The sequence below is a fragment of the Cohnella cholangitidis genome (assembly GCF_014107495.1).
Lineage (GTDB): Bacteria > Bacillota > Bacilli > Paenibacillales > Paenibacillaceae > Cohnella > Cohnella cholangitidis.
Window position 1 is genome coordinate 324759 of the sequence record NZ_CP041969.1, and the last position, 19709, is coordinate 344467.

Here is a 19709-nt window from a genome sequence, read left to right on the forward strand (position 1 = left end):
TCAACTTATTCTAAATACTTATAAACAAATTCCCTGTAACCCTTAAAGCCCAATTTCTCATAAAATCTCTGAGCCGCTTCATTATCCGTCCAGTAATCCAGTTCGATTTTTCGAATATTGTTTTCTTTTGCCACTTCGTTAATCTTGTCCATTAACTTTACTCCCAAGCCTTTGTTTCGATACTCAGTCGAAATGCTTAGCTGATGTACAAATATCGATTTGTAAGCTTTCATAAAAGCATTCTCCTGGTATTCCTTGATCTCGATCCAGGCATAACCTAGGTTGGTCTCATTCTCTTTGATAACATAGAAATAGAAATTGGGATTGCTAATTATCTTCTTAAAGAAGACATTCACCGATTCAAAATGATATTCCTTAAAGTAATCCGGATATAGAGAAACGTGCACCTCGTGAACGTCCTTATTAAGTGCTGCGATAACTTCCGATTCAAAGGTTTGATCGATCTGCACAGGGAGCCTCCCAACGTTATTCACTTACTAACCATGTTTTCGCATCTTCAGGGTCTACAAAGTATTTGACGTTCAAATTAGTAGATTAGTTCCTATGGATTAGTTTATTATTAAATGTTGTCAGTCAGGTACAAAAAAAGTCGCTTTATAAGCGACTTTCTTAATCAGAGTATTCACTATTTCCTATTACGACTCCTCTTAGACCGATACAACCAGGAAAATAACAATAGGATTATCCCTATACTTAACAACTGAAAAATCGCATTAGACCAACTAAAAGTCATAAACTATTCCCCCTTTAATTGAAATCTATGCTCAATAGTTGTTTCGTATAACGGAATCGAATTTAAGATACCGTTCTATTAATATTCCTATCTCGACCTGTTCGTAATCGGCTTTTCTAACGTGTATAACTCATCATCCAATTGATTGTTTTTTTCGTGAATGATTGACCTAACGTCTGCAATTGCTTTGTTATAGATATGCGGTCCAAGTTCCTTAATCATAAAATCAATAAACTGCTCCGCGCCTAGTGCTCCAATCGTTTCCGAACGTTCTTCTTCGAAATAAGCTTGTACGTTCCGAACAATGACGTCCTTTTCTTCTTTTGGAAGCTTTAATGAAATGATCATATTAACACTCCTCTTTATCGGTTTAATCTATACGCCTATAACGATCTTCTAACCGTCAACCGCCTACTGAATCAAATCTTGTCTCTTTACCATTCTTATAGATCTTTATCTTCTCATACTCTTGTGTACTGCTTAGATTGAACACTCTTATGTTGTTTAATCTTTTATCTTGGTAATCAGTCGTACCTAGCTCTTCAATATGTATTTTTAAGGTTCGATCCATAACTTGTGCATTGATCGAATCAAGAAATAACGCTTCTTCTCCTTGAAGGACATTTGAATAATTAACGATTAGATATTGCTTATCATCTTCTCGCGAATACAAATACACTCCGTTGTTATTCTTAATCGTATCAACAAATATCTTGGCGCCGTTGTTAAGTTCTTGCAGTTTAACTTCTTTAATCGTCGGGGAAGCATTGTTACATCCAACTATAATAACGAGGATCAGTGTGAAAAGAAATAATAACAACCTTTTCTTCGGCTTGGTCTTCATGTTCTCATCCCTTATCATCCGGCTTCAATTGATTTGTCTTCTGTAGAATCATGGAATGCTTCGATGAATCATATTTGAAATGAAACTCATCAATGGTGTCCTGACCAGCACCATATCCGCCCGTAACGATAAGTTCGTCTTTAGTGGACCGAATAAGTTTATGAGGATGTTGATCTATATTCAGCCAAACTTCTCCGGATTTCATCTCGAATGTGATATGAAAAGCTTTTCCATCTGTTACTCCGAAAAGATAGGTATCGAGACCATGACAATCTGTATACCGCGGAACAAAAGCGAAAACATCCGTATCCCCCATAGAAAACTTCTGCATCTCGACAGGCACATCGTTTGGCTGAATGATTTCAAAATCGCTTGGAAAAGCCATCACTTCGCTAATAGTCCCCGCAGTTTCGGATTCCCATACGGCTTCATAGTCTCCCGACCAACTAAGATCCGTTTCCAATCCGTAGCAGCTTGGAGCCCCTAAGGGAGCAACGATTACGTTACCTGCAGGTTGTATCAGTAATCTTCCGTTCGGGTGCGTTCCTATTGCTCTAACCGAGTTGTCGCTCCTTTTTACTTCGGTAGATTTAGGAGACGGCATTACCGAAGCTGTGGGACTTTCTATAGTTCCCGGGACTCCCTGGTTCTTCTCATCCGTAACATTGGCACACGCAGTGAGCAAGGCCATAATCATAACAAAAACCATCGAATTATTTCTCATCGGGTATTGCTCCTTTAAGTATGGACCTAGCAATCTGCCAACTTAATGATTTCATTCGGATGATTCAAGTAATACTGCGCAGGAATCTTATTAGCTGGGTTCGCGCCCCATACGGCCAATCCAAACGAAACGCCTGCATCCCTTGCGCACTGAGAGTCGTATATGGTGTCTCCGATATAAATGGATTTACTCGGATCTGCTTTAGATTTCTCCAGAAATTTCAAAATCGGTTCTGGATTCGGTTTATGTAACTCGGTATCATCCGCGCACACTACAATCGATAGATACTTCATTAAACCAAATGGTTCGAAATCATCCGTCAGTTCAGTTCGTGTTTTGGAGGTTACAATTCCAACTTGAACGCCTCTTGATGACAATTGTTCCATTGTTTCCTGTATGCCAGGATAAACATGTATCGTATCCTCAAACTGTCTCATGTACATATTCCAAAGTTCGTTGGCTCTATCAACATCCTGTATTCCGAGTTGCGGCAGCGATCTTGAACCCGGAATTCCTAACACGAATGCTAATTCCTCAAAGCTATATGATTTGTCATATTCCAATAACAGCATCTTCTGCAGGGAGCCAAGTACGGCAGTCTCGGTATTAATGAGTGTTCCATCAACGTCAAATAGAATTGTTTTATACAAAAGTCTCACACCTCTTCATGGAGTTTCTGACTAGAAACTCATAATGCTCTTAACGGAAATTATACCTTTATTACGAAGCTCCTGTTCATTGTCCCTAAACTCACTCTCCATGTAATCATAGGAAAGCCATTCATAATTCGATAATCCAAGCAACTTCGCGATTTGGTCGACAGGCTCTTTTTCGAACAAGTCCTCCATATCTCTAATGTAAAATATCTTAGTAATATCTAATGGAGTCACCGGATTTGGATTGTGGGGATTCGAATTAACCAACTCAACGATTCTGTCCCTGTTATAGTCGTCCTGGTTGATCTCCAATTCTTCTTCCCACGTGCATTCATAATGACAACTGCGTTTATTCCCATCGTATATACTGAAGGACCAACCATGGTCTTCTGCATGTATCAGATGGACTAATATACCAGAATTCACCGCTATCAAACGTTTAAGCGGCAAGAATTTCGAGCCTTTCGGCAGCACGGTAACCCAATGATTGCTTTCCGGCAAAACAAATCCACGTATCCATGCCTTTTTTAGTAGCTTTATTCCTTCGTTCTGATCGGTTGAATAGAGATGATAGCTTTCGCTAAATTCGCTCATTGGTTTCTCCTTCTGAGAATGCCCTATACGACATCGTGTAAAGTTTTAGACCTTGCTCCAAACATTCTTATATAGATTAGATATCGCAATGCGCACTTGTCCGCTCTCGTTAACCGTAACTTCGTTATCTGCATAAGCATCCGACGGAAAAATATAAAAAGAAAAATCATCTCCATTCTTATAATTTAATCCGCCATGTCCCGCTTCTGAACCATTGTAAGATTTACCTTTGTATTCTGCTGTCATTTGGGCAACATTCCTAGAGGTAAACATTTGGGGCCCTAAAGCTTGATGGTGCACTCCGGAAATCAAAGTCGCTCCGCTTAAAGAATAAGGTCCGCAGGAACGGAACCCGATTTCATACCCGCCTGAATTCGCGCTGCCCGAATTTTGTACCCAAGCAACATAGATCTTATGATCCCCGTCATTGTATAATTCTTTTCCGACGTTGCTTGCCAAATCCGAAAGGTCGATCGTGACGGAATATTCCCCATGAATGACATAGCCGCTTTTATCCGTGAAATCTTTGGTATCATTTGCGATATAGGCCATCCCTTCCTTCCACAACCCCATCCATCCGGTTTGCCATAATGCGGTTATAAGAAGTGCAACAACTAAGGTAAGAAGAGCTATCCATTTTCTCCAATTCATTTTCATAACAAGACTCCCGATATAAGAGATCAATTCAGGATCCTCCTAAGTGACTCTCTCTAGATATAGGTAATCATCTCCTGGTTCCAAATGAATTTTTACAGCCTTCCCGTCTCCAACCGTCCCTTTTTCGATACCATTTATCACGATTTTATAATTTCTAAATTTGTTTACATATTGTGACGATCTGAATATTTCTATTAGAGAATTCACGCTATATTGCTCCTTAGTATTTAATAGCTCTCAAGCTTTCTTACGCAAATAAATCAAGATCAGACTTTCATTTACTTCAACTTCCTTGAATTTCTGATATCCCCTATTCTTATAAAACTCTAGGTTCTTTAAGCTTTTATGCCCAGTAAAAAGTTCAATTTGTTTCACTTCGCTATAGAATTTTTCAATTTCATTCATTAACTTCTTTCCGATTCCTTGGTTTTGAAACTCGGGTTTTACTATTAATTTGCCTATTTTACAAATGCCATCTTCAACCGTTGCTCTTACAGATCCGACAATCTCACTATGGTAAGTGGCCTTCAAGATGACACCCAACTTATACTCCTCTTCCAGTTCGCTTATACTCTGCTTGAGCGGCTGTATATTATAATCTTGATAAATCTCCGCCTCACTCTGATAAGCTTCATACTGAAGGTTGAGAATCGGATTAAGGTCAGTAATCTCCGCTTTTGAAATTATCAATGAGCTATCCTCTTTTCAACTTGTTTTGGCATACTAATGACAGGTCAATCTCCCACTGGCTTCTTAGGGAATCCGTATGCGAGTAAAACGAATCCAATTAATAAAAAAAACCAAACAAAAAAATTATCAAAAAAACCTGGATAATCGGGTTTAATTTCAATACTATGCCCGTTTGATGCATGACCAGCTTCTATAATGGATGACGATATTCTCGCCGTTAACCTTTCGAATGAATATATTAATCCGCTAATGACCATGAATATAGTCCCTAATTTTCTATACAAGTTATTTCCCATTTTCATACTTCCTTTCTTGCGATTATTACAGTAACTTAATCAGTTGATAGATAATAAATCCAACGTATACGCCAACATTTAATATAATCGCCCACCGTATAATTTGTTTTAGAGGACTTGGAAAGTGATTAAGTTGTTTGGGGAGCAGAAAACCGTTTACTGCATCATAATGCTTAATGACATCATTAAACCCTTGCCGGTCTGTAAATTCTTTGAGAGTTTCAGGTTGTGTAGTATGAATGGTTTTGTCGTTATACGGATTAAAGTTCTTATCCATTTCTACCCTCCTATATCCTATCGTTAGGTATAAAGGTTGTTGCCTCTTCCTAAAGCAACTCCAACAATTCGCTTATCTTATCAATTGTATGTAATGGTTTTGCCACAATATCCTCTTTCCATGGGTGATTAACTCTAACCCATATCGTCTCCATTCCAATCTTTGCTGCTCCTTCAATATCATTAGTCGGGTGGTCTCCAATGTATATACATTCATCGGGCTTTAACTGTAGCTTCTCAAGAGCCATTTGGAATATTGTTGGATCGGGTTTCTTAACTCCGGCTTCTTCGGACACGATGACCAAATCGAAGTCGTTTCTAATCCCTAATCGATCAATCTTTCCATATTGGATTTCCGTCTTTCCGTTCGTTATTAATCCCGTTTGATACTTCTTTCTTGCGTGAGCTACAACTTCTCTTGCTCGATCCATTAACTCTGCACTGTTAACATACTCTGTTCTATAGAAATCTAACAGTTCTGTCAGTGAAGGTCTCGCCTTCCACGATAATTGATCAATAAGTTCCGAGAATAGTTCGCTCTTGTCCTTGTACCCATCTTGATCTAGATCAATGATCTTATCGATAATTCCTTGATTCGACTCAATATGGTTGAAGTAAACATTAACAAATGTATTCGTAAACTTATTAAACGTACTAGTTCTATCGAGAATGGTGTTATCTAAATCGAATAGAATCGCTTTAATGTGATCCATGATTACCTCCACTCCCAGGCAGCTTAGATTAACCTTTCCAAAGTCTTGGCCACTCCGTCGTTATCATTAGTATCCGTAATCTCTTTCGAAAGTCTTTTTAACTCCTCTACCGCATTCCCCATTGCCACTGGCCACCCGCAAGTCTTAAATAATCCGACGTCATTATAATCATCTCCGAAGACGATTACATTTTCGAGAGGCACATCCAAGCTCTTACACAACCATGCTACCGCATTCTCTTTGGAAGCTTGAATGGATGTCATCTGAACAAGATCCCCATTATCCGTTACCAGTATATTTAATCTTGTCGCGAATTTTTCTTCAAGCAAGTTAACATCGAGTTCTCCGAAAAAAAGGATTTTGGTCGCGTCTAGTTTTCTGAGCTTTTCCAGTGGTGTAACAATAGGATTGCCTTTTACCTTCATAAGCGTTTCATAATCATATTCCTTTAAGCTCAACCATTCGTCTTGCACTTCAATACTTATGTCTAGATCGGAATTACGGCTTAAACAGTAATCCAAGACATCGGCTGCGATTGTTGCTTTAATGGGTTCATGATGATGTATCCCTGTATAATCGCATTTAATATAAGCCCCGTTGTAATAAATATATGAACCAATTGTTAATAATGGTTCTTGCAAAAACCATTTAACGGCTCTTGGAGGTCTTGCCGTTGCGAAGATGATTTTCATTCCTTGCCGGTGACAGTTAAGAATGGCCTTGTAATTTCGATCCGATACTTGCTTATCCGAGTTAAGAAGCGTCCCATCTAGATCCAGAACAATTGCTGAGAATTTCATTGCGTTCCCCCTAATTTCCCTGGTCTTAAATGGTATTATAACCCAGTCTTTCTAATTCTGCTCTTCAAAATCAATCGCAAAAGAAAGAAGCCGCAGCACATGAGGAGCTTTTCCTCGATTCGCGCGCGGCTACTTGTTGCTTATTTCTTTTTCCCTGTCCCCTTCTGGTATTCAGTCCGTTTCTTTCAAGCATATTTCAATAAAATCAAACAGACTTTTCGCCTTAACGGACCGGCTACCCCAATCGTGCCAAAAATACAGTACTTGACCTGTAACGCCCGTTATTGATGGATCTGTATCGAGACAGAGGTAATCCCCTCCCCCGTTCGTTGCGATTGGAATCCATTTCGGATTCCATAGAACTGGTTTAATTTCATTGTCGATATCCGGTTCTAAATCATCAGGATCAAATTCTTCCTGCAGAAAGCTCCAATTGTCAATGATTTCGGATATAGGGGAGAGCGTCAGATTTCTTACGAAAGGATTAACTCCTACTTCCCAATTCTGGCCGTTATGTACCCGATACAATTCTTTCATCTCTTCCGGGAGCGCGACACCAAGAACACTCTCTAAAAGCTGAAAATCTTCTTCTTTCGCCCCCGGCTGCAGATTCAAGGATTGTTCAAAATCCGCCTCTTGTGATGTGCCTTTTTCGATAATCAACTGCCATAGCAACTCAGCTTGTTTTATCATATGTTGTACCTCTTCAATTGATTGATTTTAAGCTGATAGGAATATGGCCGATTGCCAATATCAAACTGCTAAGGAACATGAAAGGGGAGTGCAAAATCACCGAAGCACAACAAAAATATAGGATTGGACTAATTGCTAAAGGAACCGGGATTCCGAGGATCGACGAGAAAAGCAAATGATATTCCCTGTTGCCAATAAAATATCGGATCCAACAAGAGTAATAAAACAACAGGAACACTAACATCCCTATTAAAGCTAGAACCTCATACTTTCTATCCATGTGCATAGTCGAGAAAATGGGGAGAACGAATACGCCTAGTCTCCCAACTCCCTCTGCTATTTTGAAGATGGGATTTATATGATTCTGTTCATTATTAGGTGTATTTCTAGGCGGTATCACAAAGAATAGAAGATTAGGCAGCAGTATAGCAATAGGGATAATTAGGCTGTAAAGATGAATCAATGCTCTCCCCCTTATACTAAAATTTCTTCCTTCGCTTAAAAACAATAATGATATCCCGAGATGCCCCCTGCGACATGCTTGTATCGAAGCAAGAAGTAAGTTCCCATCCTTCAATCCCATACTGATTCAATTCCGTTTCGAACTCCTCAGGGTCAATCTTCCCACCTAGAAATCCGCCTGTCTTAAATTTGATCGTTTTATATTCCCATTGTTCCATTTTGATTTTCTCTCCTTTATGGCTGTTTTTTCTTCACTGTTGCAGGAATGCTTATTCCTTCTGATAACAACGAATATAATCAATGGTGAATTCGCTTGGATATTTAGGAGCTTGGATTGAGCCGCTTTCATTCGACGGAATTTCATAGATATTCAGCATCAATTGCATGGGATATCGCGGAGATTGTTTGGATTGATGAATCAGGTTGTTATCGATATAAAAATCAACGCCATCAGGCGTCCAATTGACCGCATAGATATGGAACTTAGTAGCGTCTATCAAGAACTCTTTTCGAAAAACTCGTCTTCCATATCCGGATCACCGAACGGGTGAATACCGAACCCTATCGTGGACTTATCGGGTTGTGCATTCCAGCCTTTCAGCTCAAAAGGACATATTTCCGCGGAACGTTCCGGGAGGTCCTCGAATCCAATCATCCAAAACCCAAAAACATTGTTAGGGTCATTGGTTCCTTTAGCTCGAATTTCGAAATAGCCATACTGAGGCGTAAACAGCCTTTCTTCCCTTTGTTCTTCTCTAACGAGACAGTTTTTTGAAAACCTATGTTGGCCATTTACACTATTTATAGGTCCAGAATACACGCCGGTTTGGAGATTGCTAACCTTAACGTTCCCATTAAACTCAGGACACCACGGCAGTTGGTTTTCGGTTATTTGCAATATTAATTGGCTATCTTGAATTCGATAATTTGCCTTAGAATTGGTTCTATTACTCCATTGAGGCAAGTAGTAGGGAAACCATTTATCGCGGTCAAGATCATGTGAATCAAAATCATCATTGAACACTAATTTATAGCCTGTTTTCTCGATATTTCTTGGAAAATCAATAATGGACAAAGTTTATCTTCTCCTTATTTTTCCTCTATGCACCAGTGATTAATACATCTATGAGTATCAGTACAATGATCGCCATTGGAAGTAATGAAATTAAGCCACCGATTATTATTAGTTCCTTTTTAATTTTGCTTCTCTGCAGCCCAACGAATAGTAAAGATACAATTCCTCCCACAATAGCAAAAGTTGATTTATCAAACCCTATATTAAGATGGATGCCCACGTTTAAATCCGCAAAGAATGGATACAGAAGTCCAACCACTAAGTACATTGTTACGTTGAAATACCATACTCTCAATGATTGAATATATCGTGCTGCAAAGTCAATTAATAGCGATACGATGATCCCATAGGTGTACACAATCATTGAAGTGAATAATCCAACATACATTACAACGGCCTCAACTTCATCTACCCCTAAGAAACCAAACCAAATGAACATAAATATGGTGAATATAAAGCAGGACCCTAGAGCAGCAAACAATTTACGAAGACTATACAGAACTATACTATTTTCAAACCACTTCGAGTAAGGATAGTCCTCTTCGGCAGCTCCTAAATTATTATCATGTTCGAGTCCGCAACTCCAACAATAGTCTGGATATCCAGAATGAAAACACTCATCGCACAGGGCTTTCTTACAATGAATGCAATACTTTGTAGCTTCAGAAGTCTCATGATAATAACAATTCATGGTTATACCTCTTGGTTTAGAAGTTTCTTAACTCAGTTGTGTGAACATGATCAATTTCAATTTCCTTATGTCACATGCTTTACGGCCTTATCACCCTATAAAATACTTTTTGTATCCATCCTTATTTGCTTTTCTCCTGGATTTCTCCGATCTCATTGATCCGCATTCTTATTGGTATTATAACCCAGCCTTTCAAATTCTGCTTTCTAAGATTCCCCTAATTTCCATGAAAAAAAAGCCTCCGAAGCAAATTGGATAGCCAATTTATCACGTGACTTTCAATGATTTTCATTGATTGTGATATCCGTCACATCACTCGCATACTAAGCGATTTAATATATAAATCAGAAAGAATGATCAATCACTCTTATCGGAGACACCCCAAGCTGCTTGCTCTAATCCGGAGACTCTGATTCCCACTAAATTAATATTTAATTGGAGGAATTACAATGAACATGCATTTTATGTCGAACCTGCCCCCAATCGGTGAAAGTGTAGCAAAATTAGCCTCTGAAGGCGGTCAGCTCATTTCAGACATGATAAGTGTTTACGGTTTCTTCGCCTTCTGCCTGCTATTAGTGGGCTGCTGCCTGATGGTACCGGTTCATATGTACGAGAAATATTATAAAGTCGCAGACGACGAATCTCCCGTTGAACTTAATCACGATCATCGTGAAGCAACCGGCCCAGCCGCATGATTGGTCTCTGCGCTGTCAGATAAAAATTTGAAATTAATCGCCTAATCAGTTAGGCGGTTTTTTTCTTTTGATGACCTCCATGTTCCGACATCGCATACAAAACTTTGCCACGATTGTCTTTCCAAATAAATCTGGCAGCGTGGCATCCTGGCTCTAATCCAAAATAAATAATTCCATTTGTTCTTTCTAATACGTAAGCTTGATGTTTATAGAAAACGGGGAAATTCGGGTCCGAATAGTCCCATTAAATAACACCTCAGCAATATCAACAATCTAATCTCTCAATTGGCTTTCAATCAAATTAATCTTTTCCAAATCCTTATTATTCTTTTTTATACTTCTGTATCCATCAATCGATGATCTTTTATACACCCTATGGTATTGTTCAAGATTCAGTAATTTATATTCAGTTCCTTTATGTTCTAGCGTTTTGACTAATTCCACATCGACCCCTGCAAACTCGTTCAGCTCTTCAATTTTTGCAAATGCAACTCGGATTTTATCATTCAAAAATTCATGTTCTCTAAGATCGATCAATGTATACCCTAGTACTGTCATTAAGGTAAATAGATCATTCCAGCGCTCTTGAATGAATTCTTCCGGAATTAATACGTCTATATCTTGAGGATTTAATTGGCTATTTGTAATTAGTTCTAAGCCCAAGGATCCGTATAGTAGTGGCGTTATATTTAAATCTTGGTTTAGTCGGCTCGCTAGAATAATAAATGTGTTGAATAAGTTTTGTGTCAATCTATCTTCCGCCTTTACTTCGTATAACGACTAATCATTTTTGGCCTTCAAGAAAGATACTCACAAGTCAATCAGTATTTTCATTTTCTTACCGCTAGTGACTTCAAATCCTTGCTTCAAATAAAATGAAAACGACCTTTCGAATTCTGGTAAAGGCGGCGTACACACTTCTAACCGCTTCCACCCATTCGTTTTAGCTAGACTAATTACGAACGATATCAATACTTCTCCCACGCGCATGGAACGATATTCTTCAAGTACGTACAATTCTTGAATGATTCCGAATCTTCCATTGGCATAAAGGGATAAGCATTCACAAAGAGAAATAAAACCAATCATTTGTTGCTCCTGATTAATGGCCTTATAAATACTATACATCCCGTTATTCAGGCTTTCCTTAAAAATCTCCAACGTATCCGTAATATTAAATAGATTCGGATTACCGGTTGTCTTGATGACAATCTCGTTGATTAACTTCCGAAATAATTCATTAATACCTTCATAGTCATCGAAAGTACATTGTTCAACTCGAATCATCTTCGATCACCTTATCCTTTTAATCTTTTCCTTATCATTCTGATCTGGCCTCTATGATTGATCTCATCTTCAAAAACATGGAACCACATAAAATAATGATTAGCTTGTTTGCTATACCAGAATTCTTCTTCTAGGTACAACCAGCTATCGTCAACGGTTTTAAATAATTCGTATGTTCGATTCCTAACCTCATTTAACTTATCCAAATAATAATCGAGATCATGCCCCTTAATCTTTTTCCGTCCTTCATCACCGAGATCCAACGCCGCTCCCCAGATCGACAACTCTTCTTCGTTCAATTCTCTTTTTTCAAAGGTTTCCAGTTGGTACGCGTATTCTACCGCAGCAAAATGCAACAACAATGCGCCTATTGAATTGCTTTCAGAGTCTAGTAAATAATCCAGTTGATCTACGGTTAAATTCTTCGTCGATTCTAGCGTTGTATGTCTTGCATAGTTCATCATCGACAATAAACGGCTAATTTGTGGCGTATATCCCGGTATATCCGTAATGAGATAAATATTGTTCATGTTTATCATGTTTTTCCTCCTGTTAGCTTACCATTCCCAGAATTTATTCTCTGCTTGTAGCCTTGAGCGATCAAAAGAAACTCATAATAATCCTCAGGCAGTTGATATCCTTCGCTTAGCTGAAGTCGTAACAAGTTTTCGTTGTCATGCAATCTTTGTTTTAGTGAAGTAATTGTTTTATGTACAAGGACGATTAGAAACTATGTTCTTCAAGTCCTTTCTTTAATCTTGCTTCTATACTCATCTGTTAAAATTCCTGCAAAACCCCAATTCTCTTCGTCAATTTCCTGAATGACTATATGTGTGTGTTCTGGTTTCTTCCCTAGAACATTTATCAAAGTGTCTGTAAATTCTTTTACGATTTGCGCTTTCTGATCACGAGTTGCGCCCTTAGTAATTTGAAGATTTATATACGGCATTCTTTGTCTCCTGACTTTTGGAATAAGGTAAAAACATGCTGCTGCCCCTTGCATAAGTCATTTCAATCCTGAATGAGGATGCGCTACTTTAAGTTGCTTCAACTTCGGTTCAGCTCGGTTCGATCGATAAAATCTAGGATTACCTGTAGATGCTTATCTTTTTCTGTATTCCTAATGTCATGTCCTGATTCAAAAAACTCGATGATTTCACATTCCTTATTAAGCTGCTTATACTTCACTACATCTTCATCGCTTATTAAGGATCCTTCTTTCATTCCTCTTAATACTAATATGGGTATTGAAATGTTATTATCAAATCGAATTTGATTTGAGTCTCTTTCTATTCCACGAACTGCTATCTCTGAAATATTATCTGTTCTTTGATAAGGTATTAAATAGTTCTTGATGTAGTCATCGGCCCATCCTTCATGCATTCTCTTATGCATCGGTGGGTAATCTTGAAGAATAATGCTTTTCGGTTTTCCAGGGAACTTATTAACAAATCCAATTGCATAGGGTACTCCCCTTGAATAAGCAAATAGATGAAAACTATTTAGTTGTAAATGTTCTACGATTCCTTCAATGTCAATTATATGATCACTTAAATCATAACCATATATTGGAGAGTCACTCCTCCCTCGACCGCGAAAAGAAAGAACAATTCCGCGTCTAGGTAATAGTTGCTCTAAAAAATCAGTATATTCTTCAGCAGTTTCCGATAGTCCAGGGCAAATTAAAACTGGAGCCAATGTAGAGTCCGATACCGGTTGTGAATCAATAAAATGCATTCTGAAATTATTACGAAGATAAAAATCAGATATGACCTTCATATCCCTGCCTCCTTGCTAGTGGTTTCTTTCCTATAACGTTCCCCGCACTCACAACGGACCCAGCCTTAGATAACTCCTATCTTAGGCTGGGTCGTGTGTTGTCTGAGCTATTTCCACTTTTACAATGCTGACAGTAAGTCCCGTAGCGTGAATGCCATGTTATTGGATGTGAACGCCCTTTAAGAGCTGCTTAAATTGTCTCTTAAATTCTTTCTCCAATTGACAGTTTCCAGTTACTTACGGTGTGATTTAATAATTAAATAAATACTTCTTATAAACCAAGACAACCCGATAAGAAACCCAGAAATTATGGGGATATATACAAGTCGAGAAATGGATCCATCTCCTACTGGCCCGGTTCTTGGCTGTTGAATCACCCAAAACTGATAAACAGTAATAATAATTAAAAATAGGGATACTAAAAGGATTATATAATAACGCTTCATCGTATCCTCCTTCTATAAATCAATTTGCAATGTCCGGAACCTTCGTTTAGAATCGAGTACCTTTTGTCATTGTAAATTGATTTAATTCTTTAACTTCATCTATATATCCCTTTATATCTAGATAACACTCGCTAATTAATATTTCATTGTTTCTTTCGTATTCTTCAATGATTTCTAATTTGATTTTTTCAAGTTCCTTTGGTTCAATCGGCTTTTCTGTCTCTATCCTACAAGCTGTAAATACAAATAATATCAAACATATTGTAAGAAAATGTATGAACCGGAACTTCAATAAATCGCCTCATTTCTTTCATGCCCTAATGCGTGAAAATGGTGTTAAGCGAAGGCACATGCCTCTTCAATTAACTCTCAATTAGTTCTTCCTTATAATGACTCATATCACCATGTAAAACTATCGAATGATTATCTTTTTTAACTTCGATCTTACACAAACAAGTTGGATAAATATAAGGAGGATTCCAGATATTCTTTAAGTCACGTTGTTCAAAATAAGCCATAATCAGCTTTAAAACAACAGTATGAGTTACAACTAGAATAGACTTTCCAAAGTTATCATTTACGATATGATTTAACTTGTTTATTGCTCGCTCAGAAACTTGTCCAAAAGTTTCGCTATTCTCCACATGAAATGCTCCCGGATCGCTCCAGAAATTATGAAATTGAAGTTCAAACATACTCTTTGCTTCTTCCTGAGTAATCCCTTCCCAAACCCCAAGATCTATCTCCCTAAATGCTTCACAAACTTCAATAGGTATTCCTCTTCTACCTTTAATTACTTCTGCTGTTCTAATTGCTCGTTCGCTCGAGCTCGAGTAAATTTGATCGATTTTTTGTTCTTGAAGAGATTCGCCTAACCACATTGCTTGCTTAACTCCAAGTTCTGTGAGTGGAGAATCATTATGACCCTGAAATCGTTTTTGAACATTCCATTCCGTTTGCCCATGCCTTGTTATGAAAATAGTGGTTGTATCATTCATAGTAGTACCTCTTTTATTATATTTGTGTCCGGCTGATTCCGCTTCCCACTGTTGCAAATTACTTCTCTGAATTAACTTCTAACAGGACCGAGAGCCGGATCGCCGAAGCTTGAACATGGTGTTATGCGTTTCCCCGTACTTCAAACCTTTACTTCAATTTCAATTTATTCTTCAAGCTTTCATCAGATAATATAAACAGGACTGAAAGGTCGTTTATCATTTTGATTTGTATAAATTTATCATCAGTTGGATTTTTACTGATCCCGGTTACATGGACCTTCCCTTTGCTACTTGTATCATTTGGGTCATAAATAAATGAAACCTCATAATTGCTATAGCCCTTTCGATATACATAAGAAGATATGTAATCTTCGGTATTATCTTGAAAAGTAAAGTACTGTCCTTCCTCTCCAGTTCTTCTTGCATTATCTAACCATTGACTGACCTTATCTATATGTACGTCTTCTATTTCATTCAACTTGTAATTAAAAACAGCGTTCATGCTACTTTCTAAATTGTTTTTTTGCTGTTCTTTTTGTGCTGAACATCCTGCGATTACCAAAATAAGAGAAAAAATAAGAACTAAATTCCGCATATTCCCTCCACCAAAATGATCTTATTTTAGGTTTTGCCGGGTTTCGTATACCGTTCATGTAATTCACAACACCCAGCCACCGATCTGTTTTACTTTTGCTTTCATCTTTTTCATCTCCCATCTATTCGCATCAATTTCAGGATGTTCCGGCCTTCCTGATTAATCAAAGATTAATTAATCAAATAGAAAATACATATGTATTTCTTCTATTGTCTCATTCTCATCAATAATAAACTCTGCGAAGAATCCAAGGGAATCTTGAAAAAATTCATAAACCTCTGAATTAGGTTTTTCATCGATAACCGTTGTAGCTGAAAATTTAATATTGGGATAAGCATTTATCAAGGCATTCAGTGTATCTCCGACCTTTATTCCTTCGGATGTTTCATACTTATTTTTAGTTAAAACAATTTCAGCAAGCCAGAGATCATCTTCTGTCATTCCCAGAAATCTTAATGAAAGGCCTTCATAGTATAGTGTTTTACTATACATTTCACTGAAGGTATCTGCTCCTGCACCTAATTGTTTTGGTGGAGTTATTTTTACGGTTCAACCCCCTAAGTTTGGACACTCTCGTCCAATTTCAGGTTCTATCGTATTAAAGCGCGATTTCTCGCGGTTTAATGAGTCCATTTAGATGCTTGCTAAGGTACTCCGCTGGGGACAGATCTTGGAGACTTCCATGGATCCGCCTTTCGTTGTAAAAACGAATATATCGATCCACAACGGCAAAAGCTTGCTCGTATGTTTCAAAGACATTTCTCTGGTAACATTCTCGTTCTAAGACACTGTGAAACGATTCGATATATGCATTTTTGTTGGGTGTGCGATTAGGCGTGCGTTCGTGCTCAAAGCCCATTTCGTTCGAAAATGCATGGAAAGCATGGCTACAAAACTGCGGACCATTGTCCGTGCGTATTACGAGCCGATGCTCGTTTACATGCACGTTTCGTTTCAGAAGTGCTTTCTGGACCATCTGCAGGATCGCCTTGGTATCGCATGATTTGCCTCTGAAATGTGTGACGATGCCGCGGTCATACACGTCTATAATGCTGGCTAAGTAGAAATGTCGACGAAGGCCGGTGACATACCCATACTTAATGTCCATTTGCCATAGCTGATTGGGTCCAGTCACCACGCGGTTGTTCGCTACCTTGCGAGGCACACTGTTCTTCACCTCTCTTTGAGGCTGCAGGACGCCTAGCAACTTGCAAAGACGGTAAACCTTCTTCTTGTTGATACGCAGCTTGTACTGCCTTCTAAGACACAACGTAAGCTTGCGGTAGCCATAACAAGACTCTTCTTCTTGGGAGAGCAGATGGCGAATGTAGCTTTTGATTCGCGCATCCGAAATCTTCTCTCCACGGTGGTTCCAAGAGTATCCCGGAACGGGCCGGCCGCCACGAGTTGCTGGCGTAATTGTAGGATGTTGTAGGCGATAGTAATACGTAGAGCGCGGTACCTTGCAAATACGGAGCACCGTTTTCACGGGGTAACCGGCAGCAATCCAGGGTAGCGCTACTTCGAGTCGGGTGTCGACTGTGGATTCGTTTTTTTTACCAGGTCTCGGAGAATGGCGATCTCCAAATCCTTCTCTCCAAGCAACTTCATGGCTTGGTCATATCTCTTTTGCAAGTCTTGAGAATCTTTAGTGATCTGATCTACTTGCTGTTTCTTTTTGACCATCTCAGCCTGCACCTCATCCCAATATTGGCGTACCCATCTCTGAAGAGTTGATGGAGACATCCCGTGTTCCCTAGCTACATGCTCCGTTCGATATCCGGAGACCACCAACGCCACATACTCCTTCTTCAACTCTTCCGTACAATGAAAACGTCTCTTCACGAACATTTCCCCCACTCATTTAAGTTTACTTTGAGTTGGAGAAAGTGTCCAAAGGGATTAGGGGGCTAAATAGTTTAATGGTTTCCCTAAGAGGCTTTGGACTGTCTTTTCGTCATTTCTCAGTTGAATAAGCGTATTATTCACCTTTATGGAATAATACTTATCTTCCTCAACTTTTCCAAATACAGGTGGTACCGTTTCAGGAACGGGCATTTCAGTTGCAGGCAATTCAGTCTCAGACATCTCAGTTGGAGAATCAACTTTGCTTTCTGTTGACGAAGAAGGTATTGAATCTTTTACCGTGGGGTGTACCGAAGGACTTGACACTGCAGCTGAATTTATCGCGTTGACTCCTTTGCTTTCTGAACAACTTACCAAAATAACTATTGGTAAAAGAAAAACAATTAAGTAGATTTGTTTCATAATTAGGCCTCCATTTTCGAATTGCCGGAATTTCCTATAACGTTCTTGTATTTACGACGTCCCATCGACTTAAGGCGACAATATTAATGCACCTTTGCTCAAAGAAAAAAAAGATCTGCATTGCAGATCCCCTTCCCAAACCCTTTACTTATTCTGAATTAATCCGATTCCGTTGCCTACAGGGTCAACTAAATACGCTAAATAAAAAGTATCGAATTCCATCTTATCTCTTACAATCTGAGCTCCTAATTCAACCGACTTCTTTATCGACTCTTCAATGTCATCTACTTCAATTTGTATTCTTGTGCCATGAGGAAAATCGCTAGGCCCTTTAGAAATGCCACCATGGATTCCCGGTTTATTATCATCGCCTGTCGTCACTGGATAGTATCCCCAATTGGGTTCTGCAATCCTCCATCCAAATACTGAAGAATAAAAGGCTGCTGCACGTTCAGGATCTTGACTACTTAAGTCAAATAAAACTACTCTCCCCATAATCGCTTCCTCCATAAATGGAATAGATACCCAAATAGATATTAGCGAATGTTTGTTCTTATGTAAAGAAAAAAAATGACTTCTGATCTTAAGCTCCGCTAATTTCGCATAACGTTCTTGTAAATTTATCTTTAATTTCATTCTCCGTCATTCCAATTTTTGCATTCTCTTTTAAAGTATGCATCGCGTCTACAATGATGGAGGTGCTCTTTAGAACGCCCTGTCCGATCGCCAGTTCGACGGTTTTACCAATTAACAAATCCAGTATTTTCAGACCCTTTAACCGCAACTTACGGAACTTTGTAAGTGAACTCAGCAGTAGTTTGCTTTCAGTTCGTCGTAAAGGAGAAGTTCACCAGTTCGTTGATCTGCCGCAGCATGTTATCCTTAGGGACGATGAGGTCGTATAGCGCCGTGTAAGGGCTGTGTGCAAATGAGATTTGAGGCTGGAACATGATCTTCATCTCCTTCGCCATTATATACTATCATTATTCTACATTAACGCATTGCCGCATTAAACATTTGAACAATTAAAAAAGACTGCCGAAACAATCTCGACAGCCTGCATGTTTTCGTACTTTTGAACTTTTTCAGTGGCCCCTTAGTCCCGCTATTATTGTTTCTATTTGGCCAACGAAGAAGGCCATTTCCATGAATACCAGATAATTAGACAAAGAAGAGCGACTTCTACAACAGCGCCAAACACCATGTGCACCCAAGCCTCTCCTGTCAAATTAAACAATGTATAGGGGATATACACCGCGGCAACAATGATATTTGCCCAGCGACTTACTTTTGCCGGCAGGGCAACAGAAAGGAAAATCATAAGAGCTGGAATTGTTACCGAAATCAGTGCTATCAATAGAAAGACATATGAAATGTCAAATATAAATATTTTTCCTACCAGAATACCTTCTATTTTGCCCGGCATATATAAGGCGAAATAATCAACATAAATATAGAGAAACATAAAACTCGCCCACAGCGTAGCAATCTTCAGTTTCGAACTGACTTTGATGTCTTCCAGTGCATTTTGTGCTTTATTTTGTGTATTCATATTAATCTCCATTCATAAATTAAAAGTTGTAATCCCTATATTCCACGTCATTTTACGATAACCATAAGAACCCGCTCCCCTTTTTGCAACTTTCCGAGGTCCCTTACTCCTTGAAGGGCTGTCACGGAAGTTAGAGGTAGCGACGCTGCTTCTAAGTGACT

At 38.7% G+C, this 19709-nt stretch carries 30 protein-coding genes and 1 pseudogene; 1 reads left to right on the forward strand and 30 read right to left on the reverse strand.

Annotated elements, in window-relative coordinates:
* Positions 1 to 5: 5 nt before the first annotated feature.
* From FPL14_RS01585 to FPL14_RS01655, 16 genes are all read right to left on the reverse strand, one after another.
* A complete protein-coding gene (locus FPL14_RS01585) occupies positions 6 to 470 on the reverse strand; it encodes a GNAT family N-acetyltransferase (RefSeq protein ID WP_182301370.1) in 465 nt (154 codons plus the stop codon).
* 371 nt (positions 471 to 841) lie between these two features.
* The gene (locus FPL14_RS01590) at positions 842 to 1102 is read right to left on the reverse strand and encodes a DUF2164 domain-containing protein (RefSeq protein WP_324617861.1); all 261 of its coding nucleotides are present in this window, start codon (positions 1100 to 1102) and stop codon (positions 842 to 844) included.
* A 55-nt stretch (positions 1103 to 1157) separates the two neighbouring features.
* Positions 1158 to 1598 (reverse strand): hypothetical protein, encoded by a 441-nt coding sequence (locus FPL14_RS01595; RefSeq protein ID WP_182301371.1) that lies wholly within the window; start codon positions 1596 to 1598, stop codon positions 1158 to 1160.
* 4 nt (positions 1599 to 1602) lie between these two features.
* Positions 1603 to 2322: a hypothetical protein gene (locus tag FPL14_RS01600; RefSeq protein WP_182301372.1), complete on the reverse strand. Its 720-nt coding sequence runs from the start codon at positions 2320 to 2322 to the stop codon at positions 1603 to 1605.
* A gap of 26 nt (positions 2323 to 2348) precedes the next feature.
* Entirely contained in the window at positions 2349 to 2972 is a 624-nt protein-coding gene (locus tag FPL14_RS01605; RefSeq protein WP_182301373.1) for an HAD family hydrolase, read from the reverse strand.
* 30 nt (positions 2973 to 3002) lie between these two features.
* The gene (locus FPL14_RS01610) at positions 3003 to 3572 is read right to left on the reverse strand and encodes a hypothetical protein (protein WP_182301374.1); all 570 of its coding nucleotides are present in this window, start codon (positions 3570 to 3572) and stop codon (positions 3003 to 3005) included.
* A 45-nt stretch (positions 3573 to 3617) separates the two neighbouring features.
* The gene (locus FPL14_RS01615; protein WP_182301375.1) at positions 3618 to 4229 is read right to left on the reverse strand and encodes a hypothetical protein; all 612 of its coding nucleotides are present in this window, start codon (positions 4227 to 4229) and stop codon (positions 3618 to 3620) included.
* A 237-nt stretch (positions 4230 to 4466) separates the two neighbouring features.
* Positions 4467 to 4919, reverse strand: coding sequence for a GNAT family N-acetyltransferase (locus FPL14_RS01620; RefSeq protein ID WP_182301376.1), 453 nt, complete (start codon positions 4917 to 4919; stop codon positions 4467 to 4469).
* 321 nt (positions 4920 to 5240) lie between these two features.
* Entirely contained in the window at positions 5241 to 5492 is a 252-nt protein-coding gene (locus tag FPL14_RS01625) for a hypothetical protein (protein ID WP_182301377.1), read from the reverse strand.
* A gap of 49 nt (positions 5493 to 5541) precedes the next feature.
* Positions 5542 to 6204 (reverse strand): HAD family hydrolase, encoded by a 663-nt coding sequence (locus FPL14_RS01630; RefSeq protein WP_182301378.1) that lies wholly within the window; start codon positions 6202 to 6204, stop codon positions 5542 to 5544.
* Between the two features lie 23 nt (positions 6205 to 6227).
* Complete coding sequence (locus FPL14_RS01635; protein ID WP_182301379.1) at positions 6228 to 7004, reverse strand: Cof-type HAD-IIB family hydrolase; 777 nt, start codon at positions 7002 to 7004, stop codon at positions 6228 to 6230.
* 171 nt (positions 7005 to 7175) lie between these two features.
* Complete coding sequence (locus tag FPL14_RS01640; RefSeq protein WP_182301380.1) at positions 7176 to 7697, reverse strand: SMI1/KNR4 family protein; 522 nt, start codon at positions 7695 to 7697, stop codon at positions 7176 to 7178.
* 479 nt (positions 7698 to 8176) lie between these two features.
* On the reverse strand, positions 8177 to 8377 hold the full coding sequence (locus tag FPL14_RS01645) for a DUF4177 domain-containing protein (RefSeq protein ID WP_182301381.1): 201 nt from the start codon (positions 8375 to 8377) through the stop codon (positions 8177 to 8179).
* A 51-nt stretch (positions 8378 to 8428) separates the two neighbouring features.
* Complete coding sequence (locus FPL14_RS30670) at positions 8429 to 8659, reverse strand: glycoside hydrolase family 16 protein (protein ID WP_220471203.1); 231 nt, start codon at positions 8657 to 8659, stop codon at positions 8429 to 8431.
* The gene (locus tag FPL14_RS01650; protein ID WP_220471204.1) at positions 8656 to 9234 is read right to left on the reverse strand and encodes a glycoside hydrolase family 16 protein; all 579 of its coding nucleotides are present in this window, start codon (positions 9232 to 9234) and stop codon (positions 8656 to 8658) included. Before FPL14_RS01650 ends, FPL14_RS30670 begins: the two co-directional genes overlap by 4 nt.
* A gap of 25 nt (positions 9235 to 9259) precedes the next feature.
* A complete protein-coding gene (locus FPL14_RS01655) occupies positions 9260 to 9925 on the reverse strand; it encodes a B-box zinc finger protein (protein ID WP_182301382.1) in 666 nt (221 codons plus the stop codon).
* 449 nt (positions 9926 to 10374) lie between these two features.
* On the opposite strand from FPL14_RS01655, the gene FPL14_RS01660 reads away from it, so the two are divergent.
* Complete coding sequence (locus FPL14_RS01660; protein ID WP_182301383.1) at positions 10375 to 10623, forward strand: hypothetical protein; 249 nt, start codon at positions 10375 to 10377, stop codon at positions 10621 to 10623.
* Between the two features lie 273 nt (positions 10624 to 10896).
* Here FPL14_RS01660 and FPL14_RS01665 read toward each other — a convergent pair whose 3' ends face one another.
* The 14 genes and pseudogenes from FPL14_RS01665 to FPL14_RS01725 form a co-directional block, all read right to left on the reverse strand.
* Positions 10897 to 11373 (reverse strand): hypothetical protein, encoded by a 477-nt coding sequence (locus FPL14_RS01665; protein WP_182301384.1) that lies wholly within the window; start codon positions 11371 to 11373, stop codon positions 10897 to 10899.
* Positions 11374 to 11433: 60 nt separating this feature from the next.
* Positions 11434 to 11910, reverse strand: a complete 477-nt coding sequence (locus FPL14_RS01670; protein WP_182301385.1) for a GNAT family N-acetyltransferase — start codon at positions 11908 to 11910, stop codon at positions 11434 to 11436.
* Positions 11911 to 11921: 11 nt separating this feature from the next.
* Positions 11922 to 12449, reverse strand: a complete 528-nt coding sequence (locus tag FPL14_RS01675; RefSeq protein WP_407644638.1) for a DinB family protein — start codon at positions 12447 to 12449, stop codon at positions 11922 to 11924.
* 200 nt (positions 12450 to 12649) lie between these two features.
* Positions 12650 to 12913 carry a tautomerase family protein gene (locus tag FPL14_RS01680; protein WP_229263744.1) on the reverse strand — a complete coding sequence of 88 codons (264 nt, stop codon included), beginning with the start codon at positions 12911 to 12913 and terminating at the stop codon, positions 12650 to 12652.
* 44 nt (positions 12914 to 12957) lie between these two features.
* Positions 12958 to 13689, reverse strand: a complete 732-nt coding sequence (locus FPL14_RS01685; RefSeq protein WP_182301386.1) for an alpha/beta fold hydrolase — start codon at positions 13687 to 13689, stop codon at positions 12958 to 12960.
* An 808-nt stretch (positions 13690 to 14497) separates the two neighbouring features.
* Positions 14498 to 15133, reverse strand: a complete 636-nt coding sequence (locus FPL14_RS01690) for a histidine phosphatase family protein (RefSeq protein ID WP_182301387.1) — start codon at positions 15131 to 15133, stop codon at positions 14498 to 14500.
* A 148-nt stretch (positions 15134 to 15281) separates the two neighbouring features.
* Complete coding sequence (locus tag FPL14_RS01695; RefSeq protein ID WP_182301388.1) at positions 15282 to 15728, reverse strand: hypothetical protein; 447 nt, start codon at positions 15726 to 15728, stop codon at positions 15282 to 15284.
* A 174-nt stretch (positions 15729 to 15902) separates the two neighbouring features.
* Positions 15903 to 16169 (reverse strand): hypothetical protein, encoded by a 267-nt coding sequence (locus FPL14_RS01700; protein ID WP_182301389.1) that lies wholly within the window; start codon positions 16167 to 16169, stop codon positions 15903 to 15905.
* A 157-nt stretch (positions 16170 to 16326) separates the two neighbouring features.
* Positions 16327 to 17217: an IS3 family transposase gene (locus FPL14_RS30675; protein WP_182301390.1), complete on the reverse strand. Its 891-nt coding sequence runs from the start codon at positions 17215 to 17217 to the stop codon at positions 16327 to 16329.
* A gap of 29 nt (positions 17218 to 17246) precedes the next feature.
* On the reverse strand, positions 17247 to 17573 hold the full coding sequence (locus tag FPL14_RS01710; protein WP_182299820.1) for a transposase: 327 nt from the start codon (positions 17571 to 17573) through the stop codon (positions 17247 to 17249).
* 57 nt (positions 17574 to 17630) lie between these two features.
* Entirely contained in the window at positions 17631 to 17996 is a 366-nt protein-coding gene (locus tag FPL14_RS01715) for a hypothetical protein (protein ID WP_182301391.1), read from the reverse strand.
* A 144-nt stretch (positions 17997 to 18140) separates the two neighbouring features.
* Positions 18141 to 18491 carry a VOC family protein gene (locus tag FPL14_RS01720; RefSeq protein ID WP_182303805.1) on the reverse strand — a complete coding sequence of 117 codons (351 nt, stop codon included), beginning with the start codon at positions 18489 to 18491 and terminating at the stop codon, positions 18141 to 18143.
* Positions 18492 to 18666: 175 nt separating this feature from the next.
* Positions 18667 to 18946 (reverse strand): annotated as a pseudogene (locus FPL14_RS29710) (IS5/IS1182 family transposase); the annotation flags it as partial.
* 167 nt (positions 18947 to 19113) lie between these two features.
* Positions 19114 to 19548 carry a DUF6326 family protein gene (locus tag FPL14_RS01725; RefSeq protein ID WP_182301392.1) on the reverse strand — a complete coding sequence of 145 codons (435 nt, stop codon included), beginning with the start codon at positions 19546 to 19548 and terminating at the stop codon, positions 19114 to 19116.
* Between the last annotated feature and the right edge of the window lie 161 nt (positions 19549 to 19709).